This is a genomic window from Caballeronia sp. LZ035 (assembly GCF_031451175.1).
Taxonomy (GTDB): Bacteria; Pseudomonadota; Gammaproteobacteria; order Burkholderiales; family Burkholderiaceae; genus Caballeronia.
Map to the genome: position 1 here is coordinate 637,154 of NZ_JARUXS010000004.1, position 19,825 is coordinate 656,978.

Sequence of the window (19,825 nt, forward strand, 5' to 3'; positions counted from 1 at the left end):
GCACTGCTGCTCGCGTGCGGACGACAGGCGCGTGACGGGTCGAGTATCGACATCGGCCTGTTCGCCCTGCTTGGATCACGCAATACAGTCACGCGATACACCGTGCGCCGGGCGCAATTCGCGCTCGCGGCGCGCCACGCGTCCCGGCAGTCGATCCCGAACGGATGCCCCAGGAACATCGCTCGGGGAGGGAGCACGTTGCGTGCCGCGCCCGGCACACCGGCCGGGTCAGCTCTGCATCAGGGCACTACTATGGAGCAAGTGCAGGCGTCGCGCTCACGCACTGCGCGCGACAAGTGTCTTGTCAGCAGCGAGTGCACGCGTGTCCTGCGCCGGCACGGCTACCGGCGGGCACACGGCCTCGGCGGCACGGCGCGGCCGCAGCGCTGTCCGGCTCGGCCGGGCCTCGCTCACGCCGGCGTACAGTGCGACCATCGTCGCGACGGCTTCGTTCCATCCGAAATCGCATGACATCGCGTTGCGCTGCAGCGCGCGCCACACTTGCGGACGCATGTAGGCGTCGAGCGCGCGGGCGGCGGCGTGGAGAATGTCGTCGGCACGTTCGCCGTCGAAGAGGAAGCCCGTAGGCGCGTCCGCGGCCCGCGGTACGGGGGCGTGCGCGATGGGCTGGTCGTGCGTGCCGTCGCGCAGATACACGGACGGATGCAGCACATTCGGGGCAATGACGTCGGCGTTCTGCGCCGCATCGACGATCGTGTCGGCGAGACCGCCCACGCGCGACGCGATCGGCAGCGTGCCATAGCGCATCGCATACATCTGCGTCAGGCCGCACGGCTCGAAGCGGCTGCCGTGCAGCAGGATGTCGGCGCCGGCGTGCAGCGCGTGCGCGCGCCGTTCGTCATAGCCAATCGTCACGCCGACGCGATCCGGCCATTCCTGCGCCAGCTTGCGGAAACCCGCTTCGATATGCGCTTCGCCCTTGCCGATCACTGCCAGTTGCAGACGCGGATGCTGTGCCAGCAGACGCGGCAGCGCTTCGAGCACGACATCGGCGAGCTTCTGGCTGGTCATGCGGCTGCCGATTGCCATCACCGGCGCGAAAGGATCGACGGGCAGGCCGAACTTGCGTTGCAGCGCGCGCTTGCAGGCATGCTTGCCGCGCATGTCGTCGAAGGAATAGTTGCGCTCGATGGTCGGATCCGTGGCCGGATTCCATACGTGTTCATCGATGCCGTTCACCACGCCCGATAGCTTGTCGGCGCAGCTTTGCAGCACGCCTTCCATCAGATGACCGAAACGCGGCGTCAGGATTTCGCGTGCGTAGTTTTCGGAGACGGTCGTCACGCGATCCGCGTGGACGATGCCCGCTTTCATCAGACTCAATGCGCCGTAGAACTCGATGCTCTGCGGGTCGCTCAGCGCGTGTACGAGCCATTTGTCCGGCACGCCCAGCGACGCACCAAGCGAGAGCGCATAGTTGCCCTGGAATGCGAGATTGTGGATCGTGAAAACGCTCTTTGCGTGCACGCCCGCGGCCTTCATCAACAGCGGCGTGAGGCCGGTGTGCCAGTCATGCGCATGCACGATGTCCGGCCGCTTCACGTTGCGCACGCCTTGTGCGATTCGCACGGCCGCCGCCGAGAGCGTCGCAAAACGCACGGCGTTGTCCGTGTAGTCGCGGCCTTGAGCGTCCTGGTAGAGGCCCGTGCGCGCGTACAGCGTGTCGCAACGCAGCAGCAGCACGGGCACGCCGGTGTCGGGCATGCGGCCCCGCAGCAAATCGGCGTCGCCGCCGGGCAGGTCGGCAAGCGTGCCGACCTTGGTGAGCCCTTCAACCTGCGCGATCGCGTTCGGATAGGCGGGCAGCAGGATGGTGGCATCGACGCCGGCCTGGCGCAGCGCGGCAGCATAGGCGCTGACCATGTCGCCGAGTCCGCCGGTCTTGGCGAGCGGGACGGCTTCAGAGGCGACCAGCAGAACGTTCAAAGGCAAAATGGGGCTCCTGAGCGAGAGGAACGCGCGGTCAATGCGCCGCGCCGGCGAGTGCTGATCGGGACATGCTTATTGGGGATGGCTGGCGCAATGCAGCAATCGCTGTGCCACCCGCTCACGGTCTATGTGCGGTGCAGCACGGGAAAGTCCGCCTTTCGTTCGACAAGAGCGTCCGAGCGCGCTTATCGGGTGCGGTGCGCAACGGCGTCGGCTTCGCGTGTAAAACTGACAGCGGCGCGCGCCGCGTTTTTACACGCGCACTCAGCGAGTGTGAGGAGGCCGCGTGACAGCGGCGTGATGAGGCGCTGCGTTCCGGCTTCAGCCGTCTTTAGCCGCCGACCAGGCTCGCCGCGATGTTGATCGAGAGCCCCAGCACCGCGAGGTTGAAGAAGAACGACAGCACCGATTGCGCGAGCGCGCTGCGGCGCGCAGCGGTCGAGCCGAGCGCGATATCGGCGGTCTGCGAGGCGACCGCGATGGTGAAGGAGAAGTAAAGGAAGTCCCAGTAGCCGGGCTTCAGGTGCTTGTCGGGGAAGCGCAGCGCGGGTTCGTTGTCGGGCGACTGATAAAAATGCCGCGCGTAATGCAGGGTGAACATCGTCGGGATCAGGAACCAGGCGCCGAGCATGGTGGCGCCGGTGAGCAGGTAGTTCGGCAGCGCCTTGACGCCGAGACTCTTCGCGGCCGCCAGTTCGACGACAATCGCCACGATGCTTGCCAGCGCCGCCACGCTGACGATCATCAGCACCATCGCCGCGTTTTCGTCCTCGCGCTCGGCCAGCGCCTGCACGTCGCTCTGGCCGGCGGTGGCCATCTGCAGCCAGATCAGCACGAGATACAGCCACACGGCCGTGTCCCAGCCGATCAAGGCGCGTGCGGTCGGACGGAAATGCGCGGGCACCAGCGCGGCGACCACGCAGCCGACCATCAGCCCGATGAGCAGCCGCGGACGGTTGCGCAACACGGACGGGAGGACGTTTTTTTGCTTGTTATTTGGCATGCACTAAGTCCAGACGGATGCGCGCGATGCGGCGATTATTGCCTATGCGGCTTTCAAACAGCGCGCGCATGCACCATTCGACTCCGAAAGCGAGCAAGCCCTCACACGCTGTCATCCACCGGCGCTAAGATCGACGCATGAATGGTCCTACCTATCCTGTCGTCTGCCGACACCCCGCCAACAACGTGGGCCGCGATTTCGTGGTCGGCGACCTGCATGGCTGCGTCGATGCGCTGCGCTATCTGCTGCACGAGATCCACTTCGACGGCGCACGTGACCGTCTGTTCTCCGTCGGTGACCTGGTTGATCGCGGCACGGACTCGCTCGCGGCGGTCGATCTGATCGACAAGCCGTGGTTCTATCCGGTGCTCGGCAATCACGAGGATTCGCTGATCGCCGTGGCCACCGGCGCGATGCGAAGGCAGGCGTGGTATGCGATCGGCGGCGCATGGGCCGAGACGCTCGGCGACGATCAGCTTGGCGAACTCGCCGTGCGGCTCGCGAAATTGCCGCTGGTGCGGATCGTCGGCGAGGGCGCGCGGCGCTTCAACGTGCTGCACGCGGAGTTCTTCGGCAGCGACGCCGACCTCGACACCGCCGATTACTCCGACGACGTCCGCAACGAGATGCTGTGGGGCCGCGGTCTCGCGCTCGGCCAGGCGGACCCGGGACAGCAGCGCGGGCTGTCGCCCACCTATTGCGGCCACACGCCGATGCGCGCGATCAAGCAGATCGGCTCGCAGATTTTCATCGACACGGGCGCGTTTGCGTCGGAAGGGCGGCTGACCATCGTGCAGGCCGGCACCGACGAACGCTGGTCGGTGAAGGAGCGCTGGGCCGCGTCCGAAGGCGCCCGCACACTCGCGCTGCCTTGATGCCATCGTAGCGGCCGGCGCGCCCGGCACGGCCGTTGCTCGATGTCTTGCCATCAGTCGAACGAAAAACAGGCGAGGCACACGGTGGCGAGAATCGGACGAAACGGTGAAGCGGGCGGCGGCGCGAGCGACGTGCCGGCCGGCGGCGTGCAGGGTTGCCCGGAAGATCTGCCGCCGGGCCTGCGCTACATGGACGACTCACGGCGCGGCTATACGCGCGAATGGATCGACGGCGCGTTCGCGTTCTTCAATACGCTGGGCAAACGTATCGACGACGAAGCCGAGGTGCGCCGCATCAACGCCCTCGCGATTCCGCCCGCCTATACCGACGTCTGGATCTGTCCCGATGCGCGCGGTCATTTGCAGGCCACTGGCCGCGATGCGCGCGGACGCAAGCAGTATCGCTATCACCCGCAATGGCGCGAGACCCGCGACGCCACCAAGTACGAGCGCATGCTGGCGTTCAGCGCGGTGCTGCCGAAGCTGCGGGCGCGCGTGACGCGCGATCTGGCGCTGGACGGCATGCCGCGCAACAAGGTGCTCGCGACGGTCGTGCGGCTGCTGGATACGACGCTGATCCGCGTCGGCAGCGAAGAATACGCGCGCGAGAACCGCTCCTACGGCCTGACGACGCTGCGCAAACGTCATTTAAAGCTCTCGGCGGGTACGCTGCGCTTCCGGTTTCGCGGCAAGAGCGGCATCGAGCACGATGTCTCGGTGAGCGACGTACGGCTTGCACGCATCATCAAGCGCTGCATGGATCTGCCTGGGCAGGACCTGTTCCAGTATCTCGATGCCGATGGCGAGCGTCATGCGGTCAGCTCATCCGACATCAATGACTATCTGCACGAGATCACCGGCGCCGACTTCACCGCGAAGGACTATCGCACGTGGGCCGGCAGTGTGTTCGCGCTCGCGGCGCTGCGCAGGCTCAAGTGGGACACGGTGACGGAGGCGCGCAAGCACATCGTCGGCACGATCAAGGAGGTGTCCCAGTTGCTGCGCAATACCCCGGCGGTGTGCCGCAAGTGCTATGTGCATCCGGCGGTGATCGAGGCTTTCGAGGCGGGCGAACTCGCTGAATCGATGCCGGCAAGCCGTCGCCATGGACTCAAGACCGACGAGGCCGCGCTTGCCATCTTTCTCGAACTGGACGCGAAGCGCCGCGCCCGCGAAGCGGCGCGCAAGCCTCGCAAGGGCGCCGAGCCGAGCGATGCACGTCTCACCAATCTGCTCGACGCATCCAGCCGCAAGGCGCGCGCCGGTGCGTTGAAGGCCAGTGGCAAGCGCGCGGCGGCGCAGGCGCTGGAGCAAGTCGCGAAGAAGCCGGCGCCCAAGGCGGCGCGGCCGGCGTCGAAGAAGATCGCGCGGACGCGTTCGTCCACGGCGCTCGCCATCCGCTGACGGGCGTTGACAGGCGGGCGTTCAGCCGACCTGATTCAGCTCGAAGACGTAGTCGACCGCGTGGCCGTTCCAGTTGTATTCGAGATAGGCCGCATGGTGGCAGTCGCGCAGCATCGTCGTGCGCAGGGCTGCAAGGCACTCGCCCTGCGGGTCGCGCACCGACGGATACGCAATCCCCGCCGCGCCCGCTGCGCGGGCCGCACGGCCGAGCGCGCGGCCTGCGCTGTAATCGACGGGATCGAGCAGACGCGCGTCCAGCCCATTCCGCGCGATGGCATCCCCACGTAGATCGACCACTTCACCGTACGCCGTGACCGAATAGAGGCGCATCTGCTGCCGTGTCGGCGCTTCGTTCGTGGCGCGCAGGAACACGCTCGAGTGATAACGCGTTTCCTCGATGGCTGTCTGCCGGTCGCGGGCGCAGTAGAACACGCCGTAGTGTCCGTCGGAGAAGCGGCTGCCGTTGGGATTCAGATGCGTGAACGCGGCCATGATCGGCCCGCAGCCCGGCCCGAAGCAGCGCTCGTCCTGCGGCACGAGATCCAGTTCGCCGAGTTCGGTCCGCAGGCGGTCGTTGGTCATCGCCTCGAGTGCGTACAACGCTTCAAAATCGTGCGGCGACGCCACGCGGTCGAACAGGTTCACAGCGGGAAAGCGAGTGGGAATCACGCGATACGCAGGCGACCAGTCGAGCAGGCCATGTGGCCAGCGTTCCCGCCAGTCGGACGGGTTCTTGCCGAATTCGATGCCCATCACGCCCATCCGCCTCGCATGGCATCGAGGTATTGCCGTACGGCAAGCAGGTCGCTGATGTTGCCGGCCAGCATGCGGTCGAGCGCCGGCTTGCCGCCGAAGGGCGGCGCGCTGTTGGGGCGGCGAATCCACGTGTCGGCGGCGCCGGGGTCCGGCAGCAGGATTTGCAGCGCCTTGTAGATGCCGAGAATGAGCGACAGGCGTTCGAGCTTGTCGCGTTCGAGCCGCGCCGTTTCAGGCGCGTTCTTCCATTTGAAATAGGTGGAGCGGCCGGGCGAACCGAGCAGGACGATCTGCTCTTCGGCCGTTAGCGACCAGTCCCGGGCAATATTGAAAAAGGCGCGCAGGCCAGCGGCGGAGAGATCACCTGTAAGCAGCGGCGGGGGCGGCGGCGTGTGGCCTGTCGCCGCCGAATGGGCGCGTGCGGCATGGGACATGTCATCAAGTCTCTAAAAGAACTTGATGACAATAATAGTCCATATGTGGATTAATTCAAGCGATGCATGAACTTTCGTGCTCGGCGCGACGGATCACGCGTCTTCATCACCGGACCCATAGCGGCGGCCTGGCACGTGCCCTCGCAACGCTTCGGCGATCTGCTTGGACGTGCAGTCGGCGGGAAAGATGCGGCACTGGACGCGCGGATCGTTCTTGTCCTCCCATTCGACCGTTCGGTACGCCGGACCGAACAGCCGCTCGACCGGCGCGGACAAGCGACAGCGGCGCAACGCGAGCGCGTGCTTTTTGCGCAGCGTCGGAGCGAGATTGGCGAAAGACGGGCGCGCAGTGGTGTTGGCGGGCATGGCACATTCCTCATCGTGGGCGGCTCGGGCCGTCATGCAGACGGCGCCAGCGGAGCCGGATCGCGCATGAAGTGTGTCGGCCCAGAATTAAGCGCGACTTAATTTCGAGATGGCCGGTCGCAGGGCGCGTCGAAATGTCACCGGGAGCGTGCAAAATGACGTCGGCGGGGCGGGTCAAGAGGGTTGCGGTATTTTCACCACGCCGGCTTTGACGGGTTTGCCGTGCTGGTCGATTACTGTATATTCGTACAGCTTGTTCGTAACAGGAGCTTGCCGATGAATCGACCCAGCGATTCGCCCGAAGCCGCCGCACTCGAACGTTTCATGCGCGCGACGCGGGCTGTCCACGCAGCATTCGACGCCACGCGAGGCGAGCCCGGTCCCGAAGCAGGCGGCCAGTCCGCCGCAAGTTCAATCGGTCGGCTGGACGCCGCGTTACACGAACTCGACACCTCCGAGCGCTCGCTCGACGCCATCCTCTCGCGCAGAGCGGGCCACTTACCGTTGGAGCAAAACCTTTGAAGCGCGCATTGCTCATTCTTCTGCTGGTCTTCGGTTCGTCGTCGCTGTTTGCCGCCGAGCGTTACACGGAAGTCTGGAATCCGCCCGAGGCGCAAGCCGTGAAGGGCAAGTCGAAGGCACGCACGGGCAGCCAGGTCGCCGCGAAGAAAAAGCGCAAGAGCGCGCCGGCGGTGAAACAGGTAGCCGATAAGGCTGCGATCGAAGCGCCCGCCGTCACGGCACCGCCGAAGACGACGTCTCCCAAACAGTCCGAACCCATGATTCCACGCAAGATCGAGCCGAACGGGCAGGTCATGCGCGTCTGACATTGCGCGACGGGTTCGAAGAAATGAGAAGGGGCGCCCAGTCGGGCGCCCCTTCTCATTTGCGCAAGTCGCGACCCGTTCAATGCCGCACGGGCGCGCGGGACGTCACAGCCGTCCCATCAGCAAGAGCACGATCACCACGATCAACACGACGCCGACAATACCGCTCGGCCCGTAACCCCAACTGCGGCTATGCGGCCAGGACGGAATGGCGCCGACCAGAATCAGGATCAGGATGATCAGCAGGATGGTTCCGATCGTCATTTTGACGTCTCCTTGTTAATTGATCGCGATTTGACGAATCGACACCCGGCGCGGCCTCCCAACTGCCTTGCAGCACAGTGCGCCGGGGCGGCGGAACTTGACTGCCGTCCGGTCCGAGGTGCGATCGACGAGGAGTGTGGAGCAATGGCTGTGCCAGTCAGTTCGAAACCCAATTGCTACAAGGCTTCAGCCATTTCCCAGGGCACCCGCCGGCACAGGCGGATTGTCAAAAAGACGAGCGAACGCTAAAGGAAACGCAAAACTTTCAAATGAGCGGGAGCGCGGTTCGTCGCGCTCCCGCCATTCAGGCGTTCAGGCCGCGCTTCAGAAGATGCCGCGGAAGGCCCAGAACAGGGCGCCCGCGAGCGCGATGGATACCGGCAGCGTCAGGATCCACGCGAGCGCGAGACTGCGCACCGTACGCCATTGCAGGCCGGAGCCATTCGCGGCCATCGTGCCGGCAACACCCGACGAAAGCACGTGCGTTGTGCTGACCGGAAGGCCGTAGGCATCGGCGGCACCAATGGTCAGCATCGCGACGAGTTCCGCCGATGCGCCCTGGCCATACGTCAGATGGGTCTTGCCGATGCGCTCGCCCACCGTCACGACAATGCGTTTCCAGCCGACCATGGTGCCGAGTCCCAGCGCCACCGCCACAGCCACCTTCACCCACGTCGGGATGAACTTGGTCGCGTGATCGAGCTGCTTCTTGTAGTTGTCGAGGGTCGAGAGGTCGGGTTGCGAGAACGCAGGCGTCTTCTGCTTCTCCATGATGCGCAGCGCCTCGGACGCGACATACATCTCGTTGCGCACGTTGCGGACGTTGCCTTGCGGCAGATCGGCCATGGTCTGACTCGGGCGAACCTGCGATTCGATCGAGTCGACGAGGCTTTTGAGCGAGGCCACGGAATCCGGTGCTAAGGTCTTCGTCTGAACGAACTTCTCGACCTGAGCGCGCGCATCGGCGGCGGGCGCGACGCCGTTGCTGTAGCGCTGCAACGCCTCGGCGGCGCTGTGGCTCACGGCGAGGAAGGTCTGCGTTTCGTTGGCCGTCACGGCCTTGTTGAGCGCATAGGCGGTCGGCACGGTGCCGATGAGGATCAGCATGATGAGGCCCATGCCTTTCTGGCCGTCGTTGGAGCCGTGCGCGAACGAGACGCCCGTGCAGGTCAGGATCAGCAGGCAGCGGATCCAGAACGGCGGCGGCGCGTTCTTTTCCGGCTCCTTGTAGAGCGACGGCACGCGCACGACGAGTTTCAGCACGTACAGCAGAAAGCCCGCGAGCACGAAGCCGACGATCGGCGAGAACAGCAGCGACTTGCCGACCGACAACGCCTGGCTCCAGTCGACGCCCGACGTGCCGGTCGTGCCGTGCAGCATCTGGTTCATCAGGCCGACGCCGATCACGGAACCGATCAGCGTATGCGAGCTCGACGACGGCAGGCCGAGCGCCCAGGTGCCGAGATTCCAGATGATCGCGGCGATCAGCAGCGCGAACACCATGGCGAAGCCCTGCGAACTGCCGACGCCGATGATGAGTTCGACCGGCAGCAGTTGCAGAATGCCGAAGGCCACCGCGCCGCTCGAAACCAGCACGCCGATGAAGTTCCACATGCCGGACCAGACGACGGCCAGATTGGGCGTCAGCGAGTGGGTGTAGATGACGGTGGCGACGGCATTGGCCGTGTCATGGAAGCCATTGACGAATTCGAAGCCGAGCGCGATCAGCAGCGCGACGCCAAGCAGGACATACGGAAGTACCGACGATTCCCGCACCGGCGCGAGATCGTCGAGCAGATGCATCACGCAATAGACGACACCTGCCGCGATCACCAGCAGAAAGATCAGCAGGGCGTAGCGCTGGCCGGGAGAGCGGCCTTCCTGGGTTTGGGGAAAGACAACCTGATTCATGTCGCGTCCTTGAGGCTGGGCTTGCGCGCGATGCGCGAGTGGGCGGCAAATAGGGAAACGGCGGATGGGTGCGTTGCAAAGCACAATCGGTGATGTTTCACCCGCCATGTGTCGATTTCATGAAACACGCACCAATCGCGGATCAATCGTGGATTCATATGATCTGAACGGCGGCGCAAGCGCGCGCGGGAGACACCATGACGATGTGGATCGAAATCGCGTTGCAGGCGGCCCAGCCAGGGAACGGGACGGCTGCGCTGACAGTGGTGCTTGCGCGGCTTGCGGCATTCGCCGGGCATCCATCCGCGCGCGCGCTGCTCCACGTGCGCGAGATTCGGCTGAAAGCGCCGGACTGGCGGCTCATGGTCGAGACGCGGGACGGCGCGCGCACGCTGCATGCGATCCAGATGGAAGAACCGGCGCTGCCCGGCTTCGCGCGCTACCGGCGTTTCGCGCGACCGGCGGGTGATGATCTCGGCGCATCGCTGCGCGAATTTGCCGAAGCCGAAGCCGCCCTGCGCGTGCCGCTGGCGAAGGCGCATCGCGTGATCGGGTTTGCGGCCCAGGAAGTGCCGGTGGCCTGCGACGGTCGTGAAATCGAGCGCATCGAGTGGCGCATCGACATGGACGGCGTGTTCCTGCGCGCGTCGCTCGACACCGCCGCCGACGGCCATCCGGAACTGCGTCTGGCCGCGCCCGCCGTGGACGGTTCGCTGGATGCGCTGTTCAGACTGGCGGGCGCGGTCATCGACGCAACGCCGTTCGTCATGGCGTCCGGCGCGACGTCCGCCTTCAACACCGATCCGGTTCACGCGGCCAGCCTCGACGTGCCTCCTTCGGCGACGCGGCGAACGGCCTTCGTCACGATGGCGGCGTCGGTGGCCGGGCAGTGGTTCGGCAACGAAGCCGCCGCGCGCCACGGTCTCGGCGACGAGCACGTGCATCAACTGCGCGTCGCGCAGCGGCGGCTGAAGACGCTGCTGAAGCTGTTCCGCGACGATATCGACGAGACCCGGCGCACGCACATCGCCCCTGATCTCGCCTGGTTCGGCGAGTTGCTCGCCGAAGCGCGCGACTGGGACGTCTTCGCCGGCAAGACGCTGCTGGCCTACGCCGCTGCTGACGATGATCCCGCCCGCTGGCAAGCGCTCATCGCGGCGGCGCACACGCGGCGGCAGGACGCGCGCGAAAGACTGCGCGATGCGCTGGCGTCGAAGCGGCATGCGCGGCTTGCGCTGGCCTTCATCGAATGGCTCGCGCGCTTCGCGGTGCAAGAGGATGCCGCCCCGGCGAGCTTCGTCGCGTTCGCGGCGAGGCGGATCCGCAAGGACTATCGCCGTCTCGCCGGCGTGCCCGATCTCGTCCGGCTTCCGGCGCAGGAGCGGCACCGGCTGCGCTACGCGCTGGAGTTCTTCCGCTCAATTCTGTCCTCCCGAACCCGCAAGCACGCCGGCGCGCTGCTGGGGCAACTCCAGTCCGCGCTGGGCGAAGCCAACGATGCCGCCGTCGCCGCCGACCGGCTCGCCGCGCTGCCCGAAGCCACCGATTATCAGCGCGGTTTCGCGCGCGCGTGGAGCGCGGCTGCGGCGCGCGCCGACGCGCAGGAAGGCGAACGTTTGCTGCGTGCGCTGCGTCGTCCGCGGCTGAAGGCGTCGCTATAATGCGACACGCCGGATTGTTTCGGTTTCAGTCATGGCGCGACCTCTGGAGACGATGCATGAAGGCTGACGAACCGCTCGCGCGGCGCGAGTCGCTGGAACTCGGCGGTTCCGTGTGGCTGACGAACGGGACGGAAACGCTCGGCGGCGCGTCGCGCATTGCGTTGCTCGCCGCGATCCGCGATGCCGGGTCGATCACCGCCGCCGCCAAGCGGATCGGCATGAGCTACAAGGCGGCGTGGGACGCCGTCGATACGATGAACAACCTCGCCGGCGAGCCGCTCGTGACCACGTCGAGCGGCGGCCGGGGCGGCGGCGGTACGACGCTCACGCCGGCGGCGCTGCGTCTCATCGAGACGTATCGCGTGGTGGAGCGCGAGCATCGCAAATTTCTGCAACGGGCGGGCGCGGCGATCGCCGGCTTTGCCCATGACTGGCAACTGATCGGGAGACTGGGGATGAAAACAAGCGCACGCAATCAACTGGCAGGCAAGGTGACCAAGGTCACGCGCGGTGCCGTCAACGACGAAATCGAACTTGGCCTGCCGGGCGGCCAGATCATCGTCGCGGTCGTGACGCACGAAAGCACGCAGGCGCTCGGCCTGAAGGAAGGCAGCGACGCCTTCGCGCTGATCAAGGCATCGTGGGTGATGCTGATGGAAGACACGAGCGCGAAGCTCTCGGCCCGCAATCAGCTGCGCGGCACCGTCAGCAACGTGACGAAAGGCGCGGTGAACGCGGAAGTGTCGCTGACGCTCGACGGCGGCACCACCGTCACGGCGATCATCACCAACCAGAGCGCCGACACGCTCGGACTCGCGCAAGGTCAGAAGGCGGTGGCGGTGATCAAGGCGTCGAGCGTGATCATCGGCGTGAACGACTGAGCCTGTTCTATCGACTCAATTTCAGGCGGCGTCTGGATCCGCCGCCTGAACCTCCGTGCGATGCTCCGGCGCGCGCGGACGTTTGACCTTCCAGCTGGCTCGCACATAGGGCCGTGCATGGCCCGACAAACCCAGGGCGATCTCGGTGATCCAGTGCTGCGTCGGCACCGGCACGCCGTGCAACGCGATGACGACCGCAGCGAAACTTGCGGCCACGGGCATCGGCGCCAGCTTGCCGGGCTCGGCGCGCCACGCGAAACGCACGAAAGCCAGCGCAACCACGGCGCCGAGCGCGCAACCCGCAACGACCTCCGACACCGAATGGGCATCGAGCACCACGCGCGACACGCCCACGGCCAGTCCCAGCAGCAATCCAACGGCAACGCCGAGCGCCCGCAGCGGCCCCCGCGCGGGCAGCAGCGCGACGAAGACGGCCACCGGCAGCACCGACGTGGACATGAGCGCATGTCCGCTGATGCCGGTGAAGTCGAGGTTGCGCATGCCGATTCCCCAGCCAATGAACGCAATCTTGCTCAGCGCGACGAGGCCGCTTGCCACGCCGAGCAGCGCGAGCCATGCGCCCGCATAGGTCCAGCGATAGCCGAGCGCGAGCCACGCCGCAATGATCAGCGCGACCGGGCCCATCACGCCGACGCTGCCGAGCGCGGTGATCCAGTACCAGACGGAAACGGGAAGCTCCAGGGTCATTGATGGCTTGGGAATAGGGGTTGCTGCAGCGCGGTAACCAGCGTCCTGCACGGCCAGGACGCAAAGGGGCAGGCCAATCTTCAGCAGTATAACTGTCTCCTGTCAGACGCAATTATGTGCCAACGCGAAGCGGGCCGGCTCGTTACATCGCGTAACTTACGTTTAATTTTCGCTATTTTGTTGAATTGCCGTTAATTCATACCGATATGTCACGCGAGGACGAGCGATCGCGCGAGCAAAAGGTGTTATTGTGCATTGCACAACCCGGCGCGGATTTCCTGCTCGCGCCGTTCGATTGCCAGTTTGCGGAGGACCCAGCCGAATGTCGAAAAGCCTTACCAAGCTCTGGCTGCGCGGCTTGAGACGCCTGGTCGCCAGCCACGCGGAAGCGGTTCACGCGCCCAAGCCCCGGGCCAAACCCAAGGCCAAGCCCACGCGGGCGAAAACCGTCAAGACGAAACTCCAGTCCGGCGCGAGCGCCAAGGCGTCGTCGCCGCGTGCCGGCGCGCGCCCGGCCGTACGCGAGTCGCGTGTGCGACCGCGCGCGTCGGCCTGGGCGCGCGGAAAGTGGGCGCGCTCCTATCACTCGGCGCCGCCGACTTCGGCCGGTCGTCTCGTGAATCATCTGTCGTACGCGCTGTATCTGCCGCCGAACGAAAGCGCTGAGCCGATGCCGCTCGTTGTCATGCTGCACGGCTGCCAGCAGAACGCGGACGAGTTCGCGCAAGGCACGCGCATCAATCTCCTCGCCGACAAGTACGGCTTCGCGGTGCTGTATCCGGAGCAATCCAAGCACGAGCATGCGCATCGCTGCTGGCACTGGTACGACGACTCGGGCGGCGGCGGTGGCGGCGAGGCGGCTTCCGTGATCTCGCTCGTCAAGGCGATCGTCGCGGAACACGATCTCGATGAAGAGCGCGTCTACGTGGCCGGGATGTCGGCCGGGGCGGGGCTCGCCGCGCTGCTCGCCATCCGCCATCCGCAGACATTCGCGGCGGTCGGGCTGCATTCCGGCGTCGTGTTCGGCGAGGCGCATTCGGCTATCGGCGCAATGGATGTCATGCGCCGCGGCAGCCGTACGGACCCGGTCGCCTTGATCGATGCCGCCGTCGACGTGCGCGCGTACCCCGGCATGCCGGCGATCATCGTGCATGGCGAGCTGGATTCCGTCGTGACGGCCGCGAATGCCGAGCAGCTTACCCGGCAGTTCCTGCGGCTCAACGGTTTTATCGATGCGGAAGGCCATCGTCGCGCGGGCGAAGTCCGCGAGGAAAAACTCGCCGACGGCGTGGTCAGCGATTACATCAAGAACGGCCGGCGGGTCGTGAAGACGTCGATCGTGCGCGGACTCGGCCACGCATGGGCCGGCGGGGACGACACGGTGGCCTTCCATTCGTCCAAGGGGCCGGATTCATCCGCTGTGATATGGGAATTTTTCAAGCACCAGCGGCGCTCCGGCGAGGCCACCAGCAAGGCTCGCGTGGCCTGATGGGCGTCGAAGTGTCGCAAAATTGTGTTTTAGATCAGCGATTTATTTTGTTCGGGGCTGGCGCTGGATCAGGGATTACCCTATAATCGCTTCATAGGTAGTAACCCTAGTATCCCAGCGAGGCCCACCATGTTCCTGCTCAGCCGTATTTTCCTGTTCCTGACCAAGTCTGCCGACCAGCGCGACCGCGAGCGCGACGACGCCTATCTCGCCGAAGCCACGGACGTCTACGATCTCGAATATCGTATGAAGAAGCTGGATCAGCGAGTCAAGACGCGTCACCCGTCGTGGATGGCGAACTAAGTCTCTGACTTGAGTCGTACGCCGGATCATCGTCCGGCAGCAACAAACAAAGAAGCCGGCTCAATTGCTTGAGCCGGCTTCTTTTTGTCTCGAATTCTTGCGCGTGGCGTTCTAGACCTTCGGGGTGTCGGAGGCGTCCGGGATATCCGGCGTATCCGGCGACTGCACGCCGAAGCAGCCGCGATACGTGGCGTAGAACGAGCAATACAGCGCGGTCGTAACCAGTATCGACGCCGGCATCAGTACCGCCAGCGCCATCTCCTGCCCGGCGCCGAGCGCCTGCATCAACGCGGTGAGGCCGAACGACACCGCGAGCGCAATCGCAATCCACAACACGCCGTAGTAGACGAACGCGCCACGGTTGCGCCAGCACGACACCAGGCTGAAGAACAACGCTTTCGCAGGCGGCACGTCGTGCCATGCGACGAGAATCGGCGCGAACCAGAACAGCATCGCGAACGGGATGTAGCACGCCAGGGCGACGAGCACGGCAAGCGGACTGAAGCTGGCCGCGACGGTTTCCGGATCGCCGGCGGGTGTGTCGCCCATCATGAGGTTCAGCAGCGTGCCGCCGTCCACCAGTGCCGACACCGCGAAGATCACGGCCATCGCCACCACATACAACGCGCCGAGCGCCAGCAGCCTGCGCGCAACGACGCTCCCATACGAGCGGAACCCGTCGACGAGCACGGTCGGCCAGACGGGTTTGCCTGCAATCGTGTTGCGGCACGCCGCCATGAAGCCGACCGCCACGCCCGGAATGAACACGAGCGGCAGCACCGGCCCGATCAGCGGCACGCGCGAGATCAGCGTCATTACGAACAAATACGCGAAGAACACCGTGAGAAACGCAAAAGGGTTGCGGCGAAACAGCCAGAGACCCTGGCGGAACCACACGTAGCCAGTCTTGGCGGGAACTTCGATCAGTCGCATAGAGAGAATCAGCCTTGTGCGGATGGGGCAGCGGCTTGGACGCGCGCGCGCAGGATGCGTTCGAAATGACCAGGATCGTGAGCGTTCAGCATTTGCGCTTCACGCGGCCGATGAAAATCATGCAGGCGCGACACCCAGAAGCGCATCGCGCCTGCGCGCAGCATGTCGTTCCAGTGACGCTCTTCAGCGGGCGTGAACGGCCGCACGGTCTGATACGCGCGCAGCAACGCATCGACACGCGCGGCATCCAGCACACCCGTTGCGAGATCCGTACACCAGTCGTTGACGGTCACGGCGACATCGAACAGCCATTTGTCGACGCCCGCGAAATAGAAGTCGAAGAAACCGCCGAGGCGCGCGTGTTCGAGCCCCGGCGCGAACAGCACGTTGTCGCGGAACAGATCGCAATGACACGGGCCTTCGGGCAGTCCAGCGTAATCCGCCGAGCCGAAGAACGCCGTCTGCCAGGCCAGCTCGCCCTCGAACAGCTCGCGCTGCTCGTGGCTCAGGAATTCGACGATCGACGGCGCCTTCTCCTGCCACCAGGACAGGCTGCGCAGATTCGGCTGATGCTGCGGGAAATCGCGTCCGGCAAGATGCAGGCGCGCAAGCATCTGCCCGACCTCGATGCAATGCGCGGGCGTCGGCGCAAGTTCAGGCGCGCCTTCCAGTTTCGTGACCACCGAAGCGGGCTTGCCATGCAGCATGCCGAACAGCGTGCCGTCACGGCGCGGCATCGGATCGGGCACGGGCACGCGATGCGAGGCCAGATGACGCATCAGATCGAGATAGAACGGCAACTGCGTGGCGCTCAGATTCTCGAAGATCGTCAGCACGAATTCGCCGCGCGTGGTGGTGAGAAAGAAGTTGCTGTTTTCGATACCGGACTGGATGCCGCGCAATTCGACGACATCGCCGAGATCGTAGTCTTGCAGCCAGTCGCCGAGCTCGGCGTGGGTGACGGGGGTAAAGACGGCCATGCAGGGAAGCGTCGGTCAGGTTGGACGGCCCGGAGCGGGCCTGTGAAGATCGGCGCGGCCTGTCGGACGCCGCGCCGCGAGGCCGCGACCCGCTGTCAAAGCGAGTCCGGCGCGATCAGGAAAGATCAGTAACGCAGGTTGATCGATGGCAGGCGGGTGCTGGCCTTGCCGTTGTCGCGCACTTGCGGCGAGGTATCGGCGGGCGAGCTCATCTGGTAACGCGTGCCGAAGTTGGAACGCACGTCGATCTCGACAGGCTTGCCCTTGTCGCGGAACTCGGTGATTTCAGTGCCGTTCGTGCTCAGTTCGTGATAGCTCGGCGTGCGCGGCGGCGAGATTTCGACTTTCGAGCTGACGTTGGCCGGCGGACGGTTGATGGCCTTCAGGTCCGGAAGCCCTGCTGCTTCTTCCGGCGACATTTTCTGTGTAGCGGGTTGCGGCTCGATTTGAGCGGCTTGCGGCGCTGGCTGCGCAACTGCGCCGAGGCTTGCGGCGGCGAGGACTGCCGCAACGGCGGCGCAAAGGTGCAGCTTCATGATGGTTCTCCAGGCGATGGCCGGATTCTAGCAAAAAGCCTTGCCGAATCAGTGGAACGCCTTATTGTGCGCTGGTTTTCAGCATTTCGACGTGGCGCCGAAAAAACACTGTGGTGCGGTGTGATCGCACGCACTCCCGCGATCAGGGGCTTCACGGTCCGGGCATTCTTCCGTGTTAATGTCGATTCATCGAGGGCATCGAAAAAAAGACACAAGATCATGACAAACGACCGGACTCAAAGCACCCAGGGCACGCCTGCCAACGACTTCCCGACCGAATCCTTCGAAGATCCTGTCGCGGCCGTCACGCGGCTTTCCGCGATCTATGAAGCCAACACCGCATTCCTGCGCGACGCATTCGCGCGCTATCGACGCAACGAGCAGTTCACGCATCGCGTGCGCGCGTGCTATCCGTTCGTGCGCGTGCGGACCGAGTTGAACACGCAGATCGATTCGCGCCGTTCGTATGGTTTCGTCGCCGGCCCGGGCATTTATGAAACGACGCTCACGCGTCCCGACCTGTTCGGCGATTATTACCGTGAGCAGTTGCGCCTGCTCGCGAAGAATCATCACGTGGGCATTGAAGTGGGCGTGTCGGCGCAACCGATCCCTATTCACTTCGCTTTCGCGGAAGGCATTCATCTCGAAGGCGACCTGGACCGCGACCGCCTGCTCGCGATGCGCAATATCTTCGATACACCGGACCTCGCGCTGCTCGACGACCGCATCGTCAACGGCACCTTCGAGCCGGGTCCTGGCGAGCCCCATCCGCTCGCGTTGTTCACGGGGGCGCGCGTGGACTTCTCGCTGCACCGGCTGCGCCACTACACCGCGACCTCGCCGACGCATTTCCAGAACTACGTGCTGTACACGAACTACCAGTTCTATATCGACGAATTCGTAAAGCTCGGCCGCACGATGATGTCCCGTGCCGACGACGAAGCCACGCGCGCCTATCGCAGCGAGTATTCATCGTTCGTCGAACCCGGCGACGTGGTCACGTATAACGCGAACCTCGGCGAACAGCCCGAGGAGGGCACGTCGCCCGCGCGCCTGCCGCAGATGCCCGCGTATCACCTGAAGCGCGCGGACGGCAGCGGCATCACGATGGTGAACATCGGCGTGGGACCGTCGAACGCGAAGACGATCACGGACCATATCGCGGTGCTGCGCCCGCATGCGTGGATCATGCTCGGACATTGCGCAGGGCTGCGCAATACGCAGCGGCTCGGCGACTACGTGCTCGCCCACGGTTACGTGCGCGAAGATCACGTGCTCGATGACGACCTGCCGCTGTGGGTGCCGGTGCCGGCGCTGGCCGAAGTGCAGGTGGCGCTGGAAAAGGCGGTCGCGCAGGTGACGCGGCTCGAAGGCACCGACTTGAAGCGCGTGATGCGCACGGGCACGGTGGCGAGCGTGGATAACCGCAACTGGGAACTGCGCGATCATCGCGAACCGGTACGGCGGCTGTCACAGAGCCGGGCGGTGGCGCTCGACATGGAAAGTGCGACGATCGCCGCCAACGGCTTTCGCTTTCGCGTGCCGTACGGGACGTTGTTATGCGTGTCGGACAAGCCGCTGCATGGCGAACTGAAGCTGCCCGGCATGGCCGACCAGTTCTATCGCGCGCAGGTGGACCAGCATTTGCAGATCGGCGTGAAGGCGATGGAGTTGCTGCGCATGAACGGGCTGTCGCAATTGCACAGCCGCAAGCTGCGCAGCTTCGCCGAAGTGGCGTTCCAGTAAGTCAGAAGCGTTGCATCGGGGCGAGCGGCGCTCGCCCCGCAACCCATCTCACAGATAGAACATCCGGTCTTCGTCCGACTTGCCTTCGGCGGGCTGCTCGGGCGCGTCTTCACGGTCTTCGTAGAAGCGCAGCACGGCGTCGAGCACCTGATCGGGATCGTCGATGACCTGCATCAGGTCGAGATCCTTCTCGCCGATCACGCCGTTGGTCAGCAGCGTCTTCTTGAACCAGTCGAGCAGGCCGGCCCAGAACTCCGCGCCGACCAGCACGATGGGCACGTGACGCGACTTCTTCGTCTGGATGAGCGTGAGGACTTCGGCGAGTTCGTCGAGCGTGCCGAAGCCGCCCGGCATCACCACGACCGCGTCCGAGTTCTTCACGAACGTGACCTTGCGCGTGAAGAAGTGACGGAAGCGCAGTGAGATGTCCTGCCATTGATTGCCGGACTGTTCATGCGGCAATTCGATGTTGAGACCGACCGAAGGCGACTTGCCCGCATGCGCGCCCTTGTTGGCTGCTTCCATGATGCCCGGGCCACCGCCCGAGATCACGGCGAAGCCCGCGTCGGAGAACTTCTGCGCGATTTCAATGGTGCGCTGATAGTACGGCGACTCGGGTTTGAGACGGGCCGAACCATAGATGCTGATGGCAGGCCGGATCTCCGAGAGGTACTCGGTTGCCTCGATAAACTCTGCCATAATCGTGAACATCTGCCACGATGCGCGGGCCTTCTTGGCTGTCGCGCGCTCTTGATCTGCGAGCGATCGCAGACTCGGAATCACTTTTCTCTTGTTCAT

General features: G+C 64.9%; 21 protein-coding genes. 9 read left to right on the top strand and 12 right to left on the bottom strand.

Annotation, left to right across the window (positions count from 1 at the left end):
- Window positions 1-276: 276 nt before the first annotated feature.
- Together glgA and QCE88_RS33215 are read right to left on the bottom strand one after the other, a co-directional pair.
- A complete protein-coding gene (gene glgA, locus QCE88_RS33210) occupies window positions 277-1,953 on the bottom strand; it encodes a glycogen synthase GlgA (RefSeq protein ID WP_309909589.1) in 1,677 nt (558 codons plus the stop codon).
- Window positions 1,954-2,281: 328 nt separating this feature from the next.
- Window positions 2,282-2,953 (bottom strand): DUF1345 domain-containing protein, encoded by a 672-nt coding sequence (locus tag QCE88_RS33215; protein ID WP_309909590.1) that lies wholly within the window; start codon window positions 2,951-2,953, stop codon window positions 2,282-2,284.
- A 137-nt stretch (window positions 2,954-3,090) separates the two neighbouring features.
- Between QCE88_RS33215 and QCE88_RS33220 the strand changes: the two genes are divergently transcribed.
- Together QCE88_RS33220 and QCE88_RS33225 are read left to right on the top strand one after the other, a co-directional pair.
- Window positions 3,091-3,828 (top strand): metallophosphoesterase, encoded by a 738-nt coding sequence (locus QCE88_RS33220; protein WP_309909591.1) that lies wholly within the window; start codon window positions 3,091-3,093, stop codon window positions 3,826-3,828.
- Between the two features lie 84 nt (window positions 3,829-3,912).
- The gene (locus QCE88_RS33225) at window positions 3,913-5,232 is read left to right on the top strand and encodes a DNA topoisomerase IB (RefSeq protein WP_309909592.1); all 1,320 of its coding nucleotides are present in this window, start codon (window positions 3,913-3,915) and stop codon (window positions 5,230-5,232) included.
- A gap of 21 nt (window positions 5,233-5,253) precedes the next feature.
- Here QCE88_RS33225 and QCE88_RS33230 read toward each other — a convergent pair whose 3' ends face one another.
- The 3 genes from QCE88_RS33230 to QCE88_RS33240 form a co-directional block, all read right to left on the bottom strand.
- Complete coding sequence (locus tag QCE88_RS33230) at window positions 5,254-5,985, bottom strand: RES family NAD+ phosphorylase (protein ID WP_309909594.1); 732 nt, start codon at window positions 5,983-5,985, stop codon at window positions 5,254-5,256.
- Entirely contained in the window at window positions 5,985-6,422 is a 438-nt protein-coding gene (locus QCE88_RS33235) for an MbcA/ParS/Xre antitoxin family protein (RefSeq protein WP_309909596.1), read from the bottom strand. The genes QCE88_RS33230 and QCE88_RS33235 overlap by 1 nt, the downstream gene beginning before the upstream one ends.
- Before the next feature lie 93 nt (window positions 6,423-6,515).
- Window positions 6,516-6,788, bottom strand: coding sequence for a DUF2866 domain-containing protein (locus QCE88_RS33240; RefSeq protein WP_309909597.1), 273 nt, complete (start codon window positions 6,786-6,788; stop codon window positions 6,516-6,518).
- A gap of 276 nt (window positions 6,789-7,064) precedes the next feature.
- On the opposite strand from QCE88_RS33240, the gene QCE88_RS33245 reads away from it, so the two are divergent.
- Together QCE88_RS33245 and QCE88_RS33250 are read left to right on the top strand one after the other, a co-directional pair.
- Window positions 7,065-7,310 carry a hypothetical protein gene (locus QCE88_RS33245; RefSeq protein WP_309909598.1) on the top strand — a complete coding sequence of 82 codons (246 nt, stop codon included), beginning with the start codon at window positions 7,065-7,067 and terminating at the stop codon, window positions 7,308-7,310.
- Complete coding sequence (locus tag QCE88_RS33250) at window positions 7,307-7,615, top strand: hypothetical protein (protein ID WP_309909599.1); 309 nt, start codon at window positions 7,307-7,309, stop codon at window positions 7,613-7,615. Before QCE88_RS33245 ends, QCE88_RS33250 begins: the two co-directional genes overlap by 4 nt.
- Window positions 7,616-7,720: 105 nt before the next feature.
- On the opposite strand, the gene QCE88_RS33255 is transcribed toward QCE88_RS33250, so the two are convergent.
- Together QCE88_RS33255 and QCE88_RS33260 are read right to left on the bottom strand one after the other, a co-directional pair.
- A complete protein-coding gene (locus tag QCE88_RS33255; protein WP_309838823.1) occupies window positions 7,721-7,879 on the bottom strand; it encodes a DUF3309 family protein in 159 nt (52 codons plus the stop codon).
- A 324-nt stretch (window positions 7,880-8,203) separates the two neighbouring features.
- Complete coding sequence (locus QCE88_RS33260) at window positions 8,204-9,790, bottom strand: inorganic phosphate transporter (RefSeq protein WP_309909600.1); 1,587 nt, start codon at window positions 9,788-9,790, stop codon at window positions 8,204-8,206.
- A gap of 197 nt (window positions 9,791-9,987) precedes the next feature.
- On the opposite strand from QCE88_RS33260, the gene QCE88_RS33265 reads away from it, so the two are divergent.
- Both QCE88_RS33265 and QCE88_RS33270 read left to right on the top strand, forming a co-directional pair.
- The gene (locus tag QCE88_RS33265) at window positions 9,988-11,451 is read left to right on the top strand and encodes a CHAD domain-containing protein (RefSeq protein WP_309909602.1); all 1,464 of its coding nucleotides are present in this window, start codon (window positions 9,988-9,990) and stop codon (window positions 11,449-11,451) included.
- 56 nt (window positions 11,452-11,507) lie between these two features.
- Window positions 11,508-12,332, top strand: coding sequence for a TOBE domain-containing protein (locus tag QCE88_RS33270; protein ID WP_309909603.1), 825 nt, complete (start codon window positions 11,508-11,510; stop codon window positions 12,330-12,332).
- A gap of 21 nt (window positions 12,333-12,353) precedes the next feature.
- Here the strand turns inward: QCE88_RS33270 and QCE88_RS33275 are convergent, their stop codons facing one another.
- On the bottom strand, window positions 12,354-13,040 hold the full coding sequence (locus QCE88_RS33275) for a phosphatase PAP2 family protein (protein ID WP_309909604.1): 687 nt from the start codon (window positions 13,038-13,040) through the stop codon (window positions 12,354-12,356).
- 322 nt (window positions 13,041-13,362) lie between these two features.
- Here QCE88_RS33275 and QCE88_RS33280 point away from each other — a divergent pair, with 322 nt between their 5' ends.
- Both QCE88_RS33280 and QCE88_RS33285 read left to right on the top strand, forming a co-directional pair.
- Window positions 13,363-14,529, top strand: coding sequence for a PHB depolymerase family esterase (locus QCE88_RS33280; RefSeq protein WP_309909605.1), 1,167 nt, complete (start codon window positions 13,363-13,365; stop codon window positions 14,527-14,529).
- Window positions 14,530-14,658: 129 nt separating this feature from the next.
- Window positions 14,659-14,832: a DUF3563 family protein gene (locus tag QCE88_RS33285; RefSeq protein ID WP_309909607.1), complete on the top strand. Its 174-nt coding sequence runs from the start codon at window positions 14,659-14,661 to the stop codon at window positions 14,830-14,832.
- 111 nt (window positions 14,833-14,943) lie between these two features.
- Here QCE88_RS33285 and QCE88_RS33290 read toward each other — a convergent pair whose 3' ends face one another.
- From QCE88_RS33290 to QCE88_RS33300, 3 genes are all read right to left on the bottom strand, one after another.
- Entirely contained in the window at window positions 14,944-15,765 is an 822-nt protein-coding gene (locus QCE88_RS33290; RefSeq protein ID WP_309909609.1) for a BPSS1780 family membrane protein, read from the bottom strand.
- Between the two features lie 8 nt (window positions 15,766-15,773).
- A complete protein-coding gene (locus QCE88_RS33295) occupies window positions 15,774-16,745 on the bottom strand; it encodes a homoserine kinase (protein ID WP_309909610.1) in 972 nt (323 codons plus the stop codon).
- Between the two features lie 125 nt (window positions 16,746-16,870).
- Complete coding sequence (locus QCE88_RS33300; protein WP_309909611.1) at window positions 16,871-17,281, bottom strand: hypothetical protein; 411 nt, start codon at window positions 17,279-17,281, stop codon at window positions 16,871-16,873.
- A gap of 219 nt (window positions 17,282-17,500) precedes the next feature.
- Here QCE88_RS33300 and QCE88_RS33305 point away from each other — a divergent pair, with 219 nt between their 5' ends.
- Window positions 17,501-19,027, top strand: coding sequence for an AMP nucleosidase (locus QCE88_RS33305; RefSeq protein ID WP_309909613.1), 1,527 nt, complete (start codon window positions 17,501-17,503; stop codon window positions 19,025-19,027).
- Window positions 19,028-19,075: 48 nt separating this feature from the next.
- On the opposite strand, the gene QCE88_RS33310 is transcribed toward QCE88_RS33305, so the two are convergent.
- Entirely contained in the window at window positions 19,076-19,825 is a 750-nt protein-coding gene (locus QCE88_RS33310; protein ID WP_309821083.1) for a TIGR00730 family Rossman fold protein, read from the bottom strand.

Bases quoted from the DNA above. Each gene is read 5' to 3' on its own strand.
- QCE88_RS33215 (WP_309909590.1), bottom strand. From the start codon at position 2,953: ATGCCAAATAACAAGCAAAAAAACGTCCTCCCGTCCGTGTTGCGCAAC.
- QCE88_RS33220 (WP_309909591.1), top strand. From the start codon at position 3,091: ATGAATGGTCCTACCTATCCTGTCGTCTGCCGACACCCCGCCAACAAC.
- QCE88_RS33230 (WP_309909594.1), bottom strand. From the start codon at position 5,985: ATGGGCATCGAATTCGGCAAGAACCCGTCCGACTGGCGGGAACGCTGG.
- QCE88_RS33235 (WP_309909596.1), bottom strand. From the start codon at position 6,422: ATGTCCCATGCCGCACGCGCCCATTCGGCGGCGACAGGCCACACGCCG.
- QCE88_RS33240 (WP_309909597.1), bottom strand. From the start codon at position 6,788: ATGCCCGCCAACACCACTGCGCGCCCGTCTTTCGCCAATCTCGCTCCG.
- QCE88_RS33245 (WP_309909598.1), top strand. From the start codon at position 7,065: ATGAATCGACCCAGCGATTCGCCCGAAGCCGCCGCACTCGAACGTTTC.
- QCE88_RS33255 (WP_309838823.1), bottom strand. From the start codon at position 7,879: ATGACGATCGGAACCATCCTGCTGATCATCCTGATCCTGATTCTGGTC.
- QCE88_RS33260 (WP_309909600.1), bottom strand. From the start codon at position 9,790: ATGAATCAGGTTGTCTTTCCCCAAACCCAGGAAGGCCGCTCTCCCGGC.
- QCE88_RS33265 (WP_309909602.1), top strand. From the start codon at position 9,988: ATGACGATGTGGATCGAAATCGCGTTGCAGGCGGCCCAGCCAGGGAAC.
- QCE88_RS33270 (WP_309909603.1), top strand. From the start codon at position 11,508: ATGAAGGCTGACGAACCGCTCGCGCGGCGCGAGTCGCTGGAACTCGGC.
- QCE88_RS33275 (WP_309909604.1), bottom strand. From the start codon at position 13,040: ATGACCCTGGAGCTTCCCGTTTCCGTCTGGTACTGGATCACCGCGCTC.
- QCE88_RS33280 (WP_309909605.1), top strand. From the start codon at position 13,363: ATGTCGAAAAGCCTTACCAAGCTCTGGCTGCGCGGCTTGAGACGCCTG.
- QCE88_RS33285 (WP_309909607.1), top strand. From the start codon at position 14,659: ATGTTCCTGCTCAGCCGTATTTTCCTGTTCCTGACCAAGTCTGCCGAC.
- QCE88_RS33290 (WP_309909609.1), bottom strand. From the start codon at position 15,765: ATGCGACTGATCGAAGTTCCCGCCAAGACTGGCTACGTGTGGTTCCGC.
- QCE88_RS33295 (WP_309909610.1), bottom strand. From the start codon at position 16,745: ATGGCCGTCTTTACCCCCGTCACCCACGCCGAGCTCGGCGACTGGCTG.
- QCE88_RS33300 (WP_309909611.1), bottom strand. From the start codon at position 17,281: ATGAAGCTGCACCTTTGCGCCGCCGTTGCGGCAGTCCTCGCCGCCGCA.
- QCE88_RS33305 (WP_309909613.1), top strand. From the start codon at position 17,501: ATGACAAACGACCGGACTCAAAGCACCCAGGGCACGCCTGCCAACGAC.
- QCE88_RS33310 (WP_309821083.1), bottom strand. From the start codon at position 19,825: ATGAACAAGAGAAAAGTGATTCCGAGTCTGCGATCGCTCGCAGATCAA.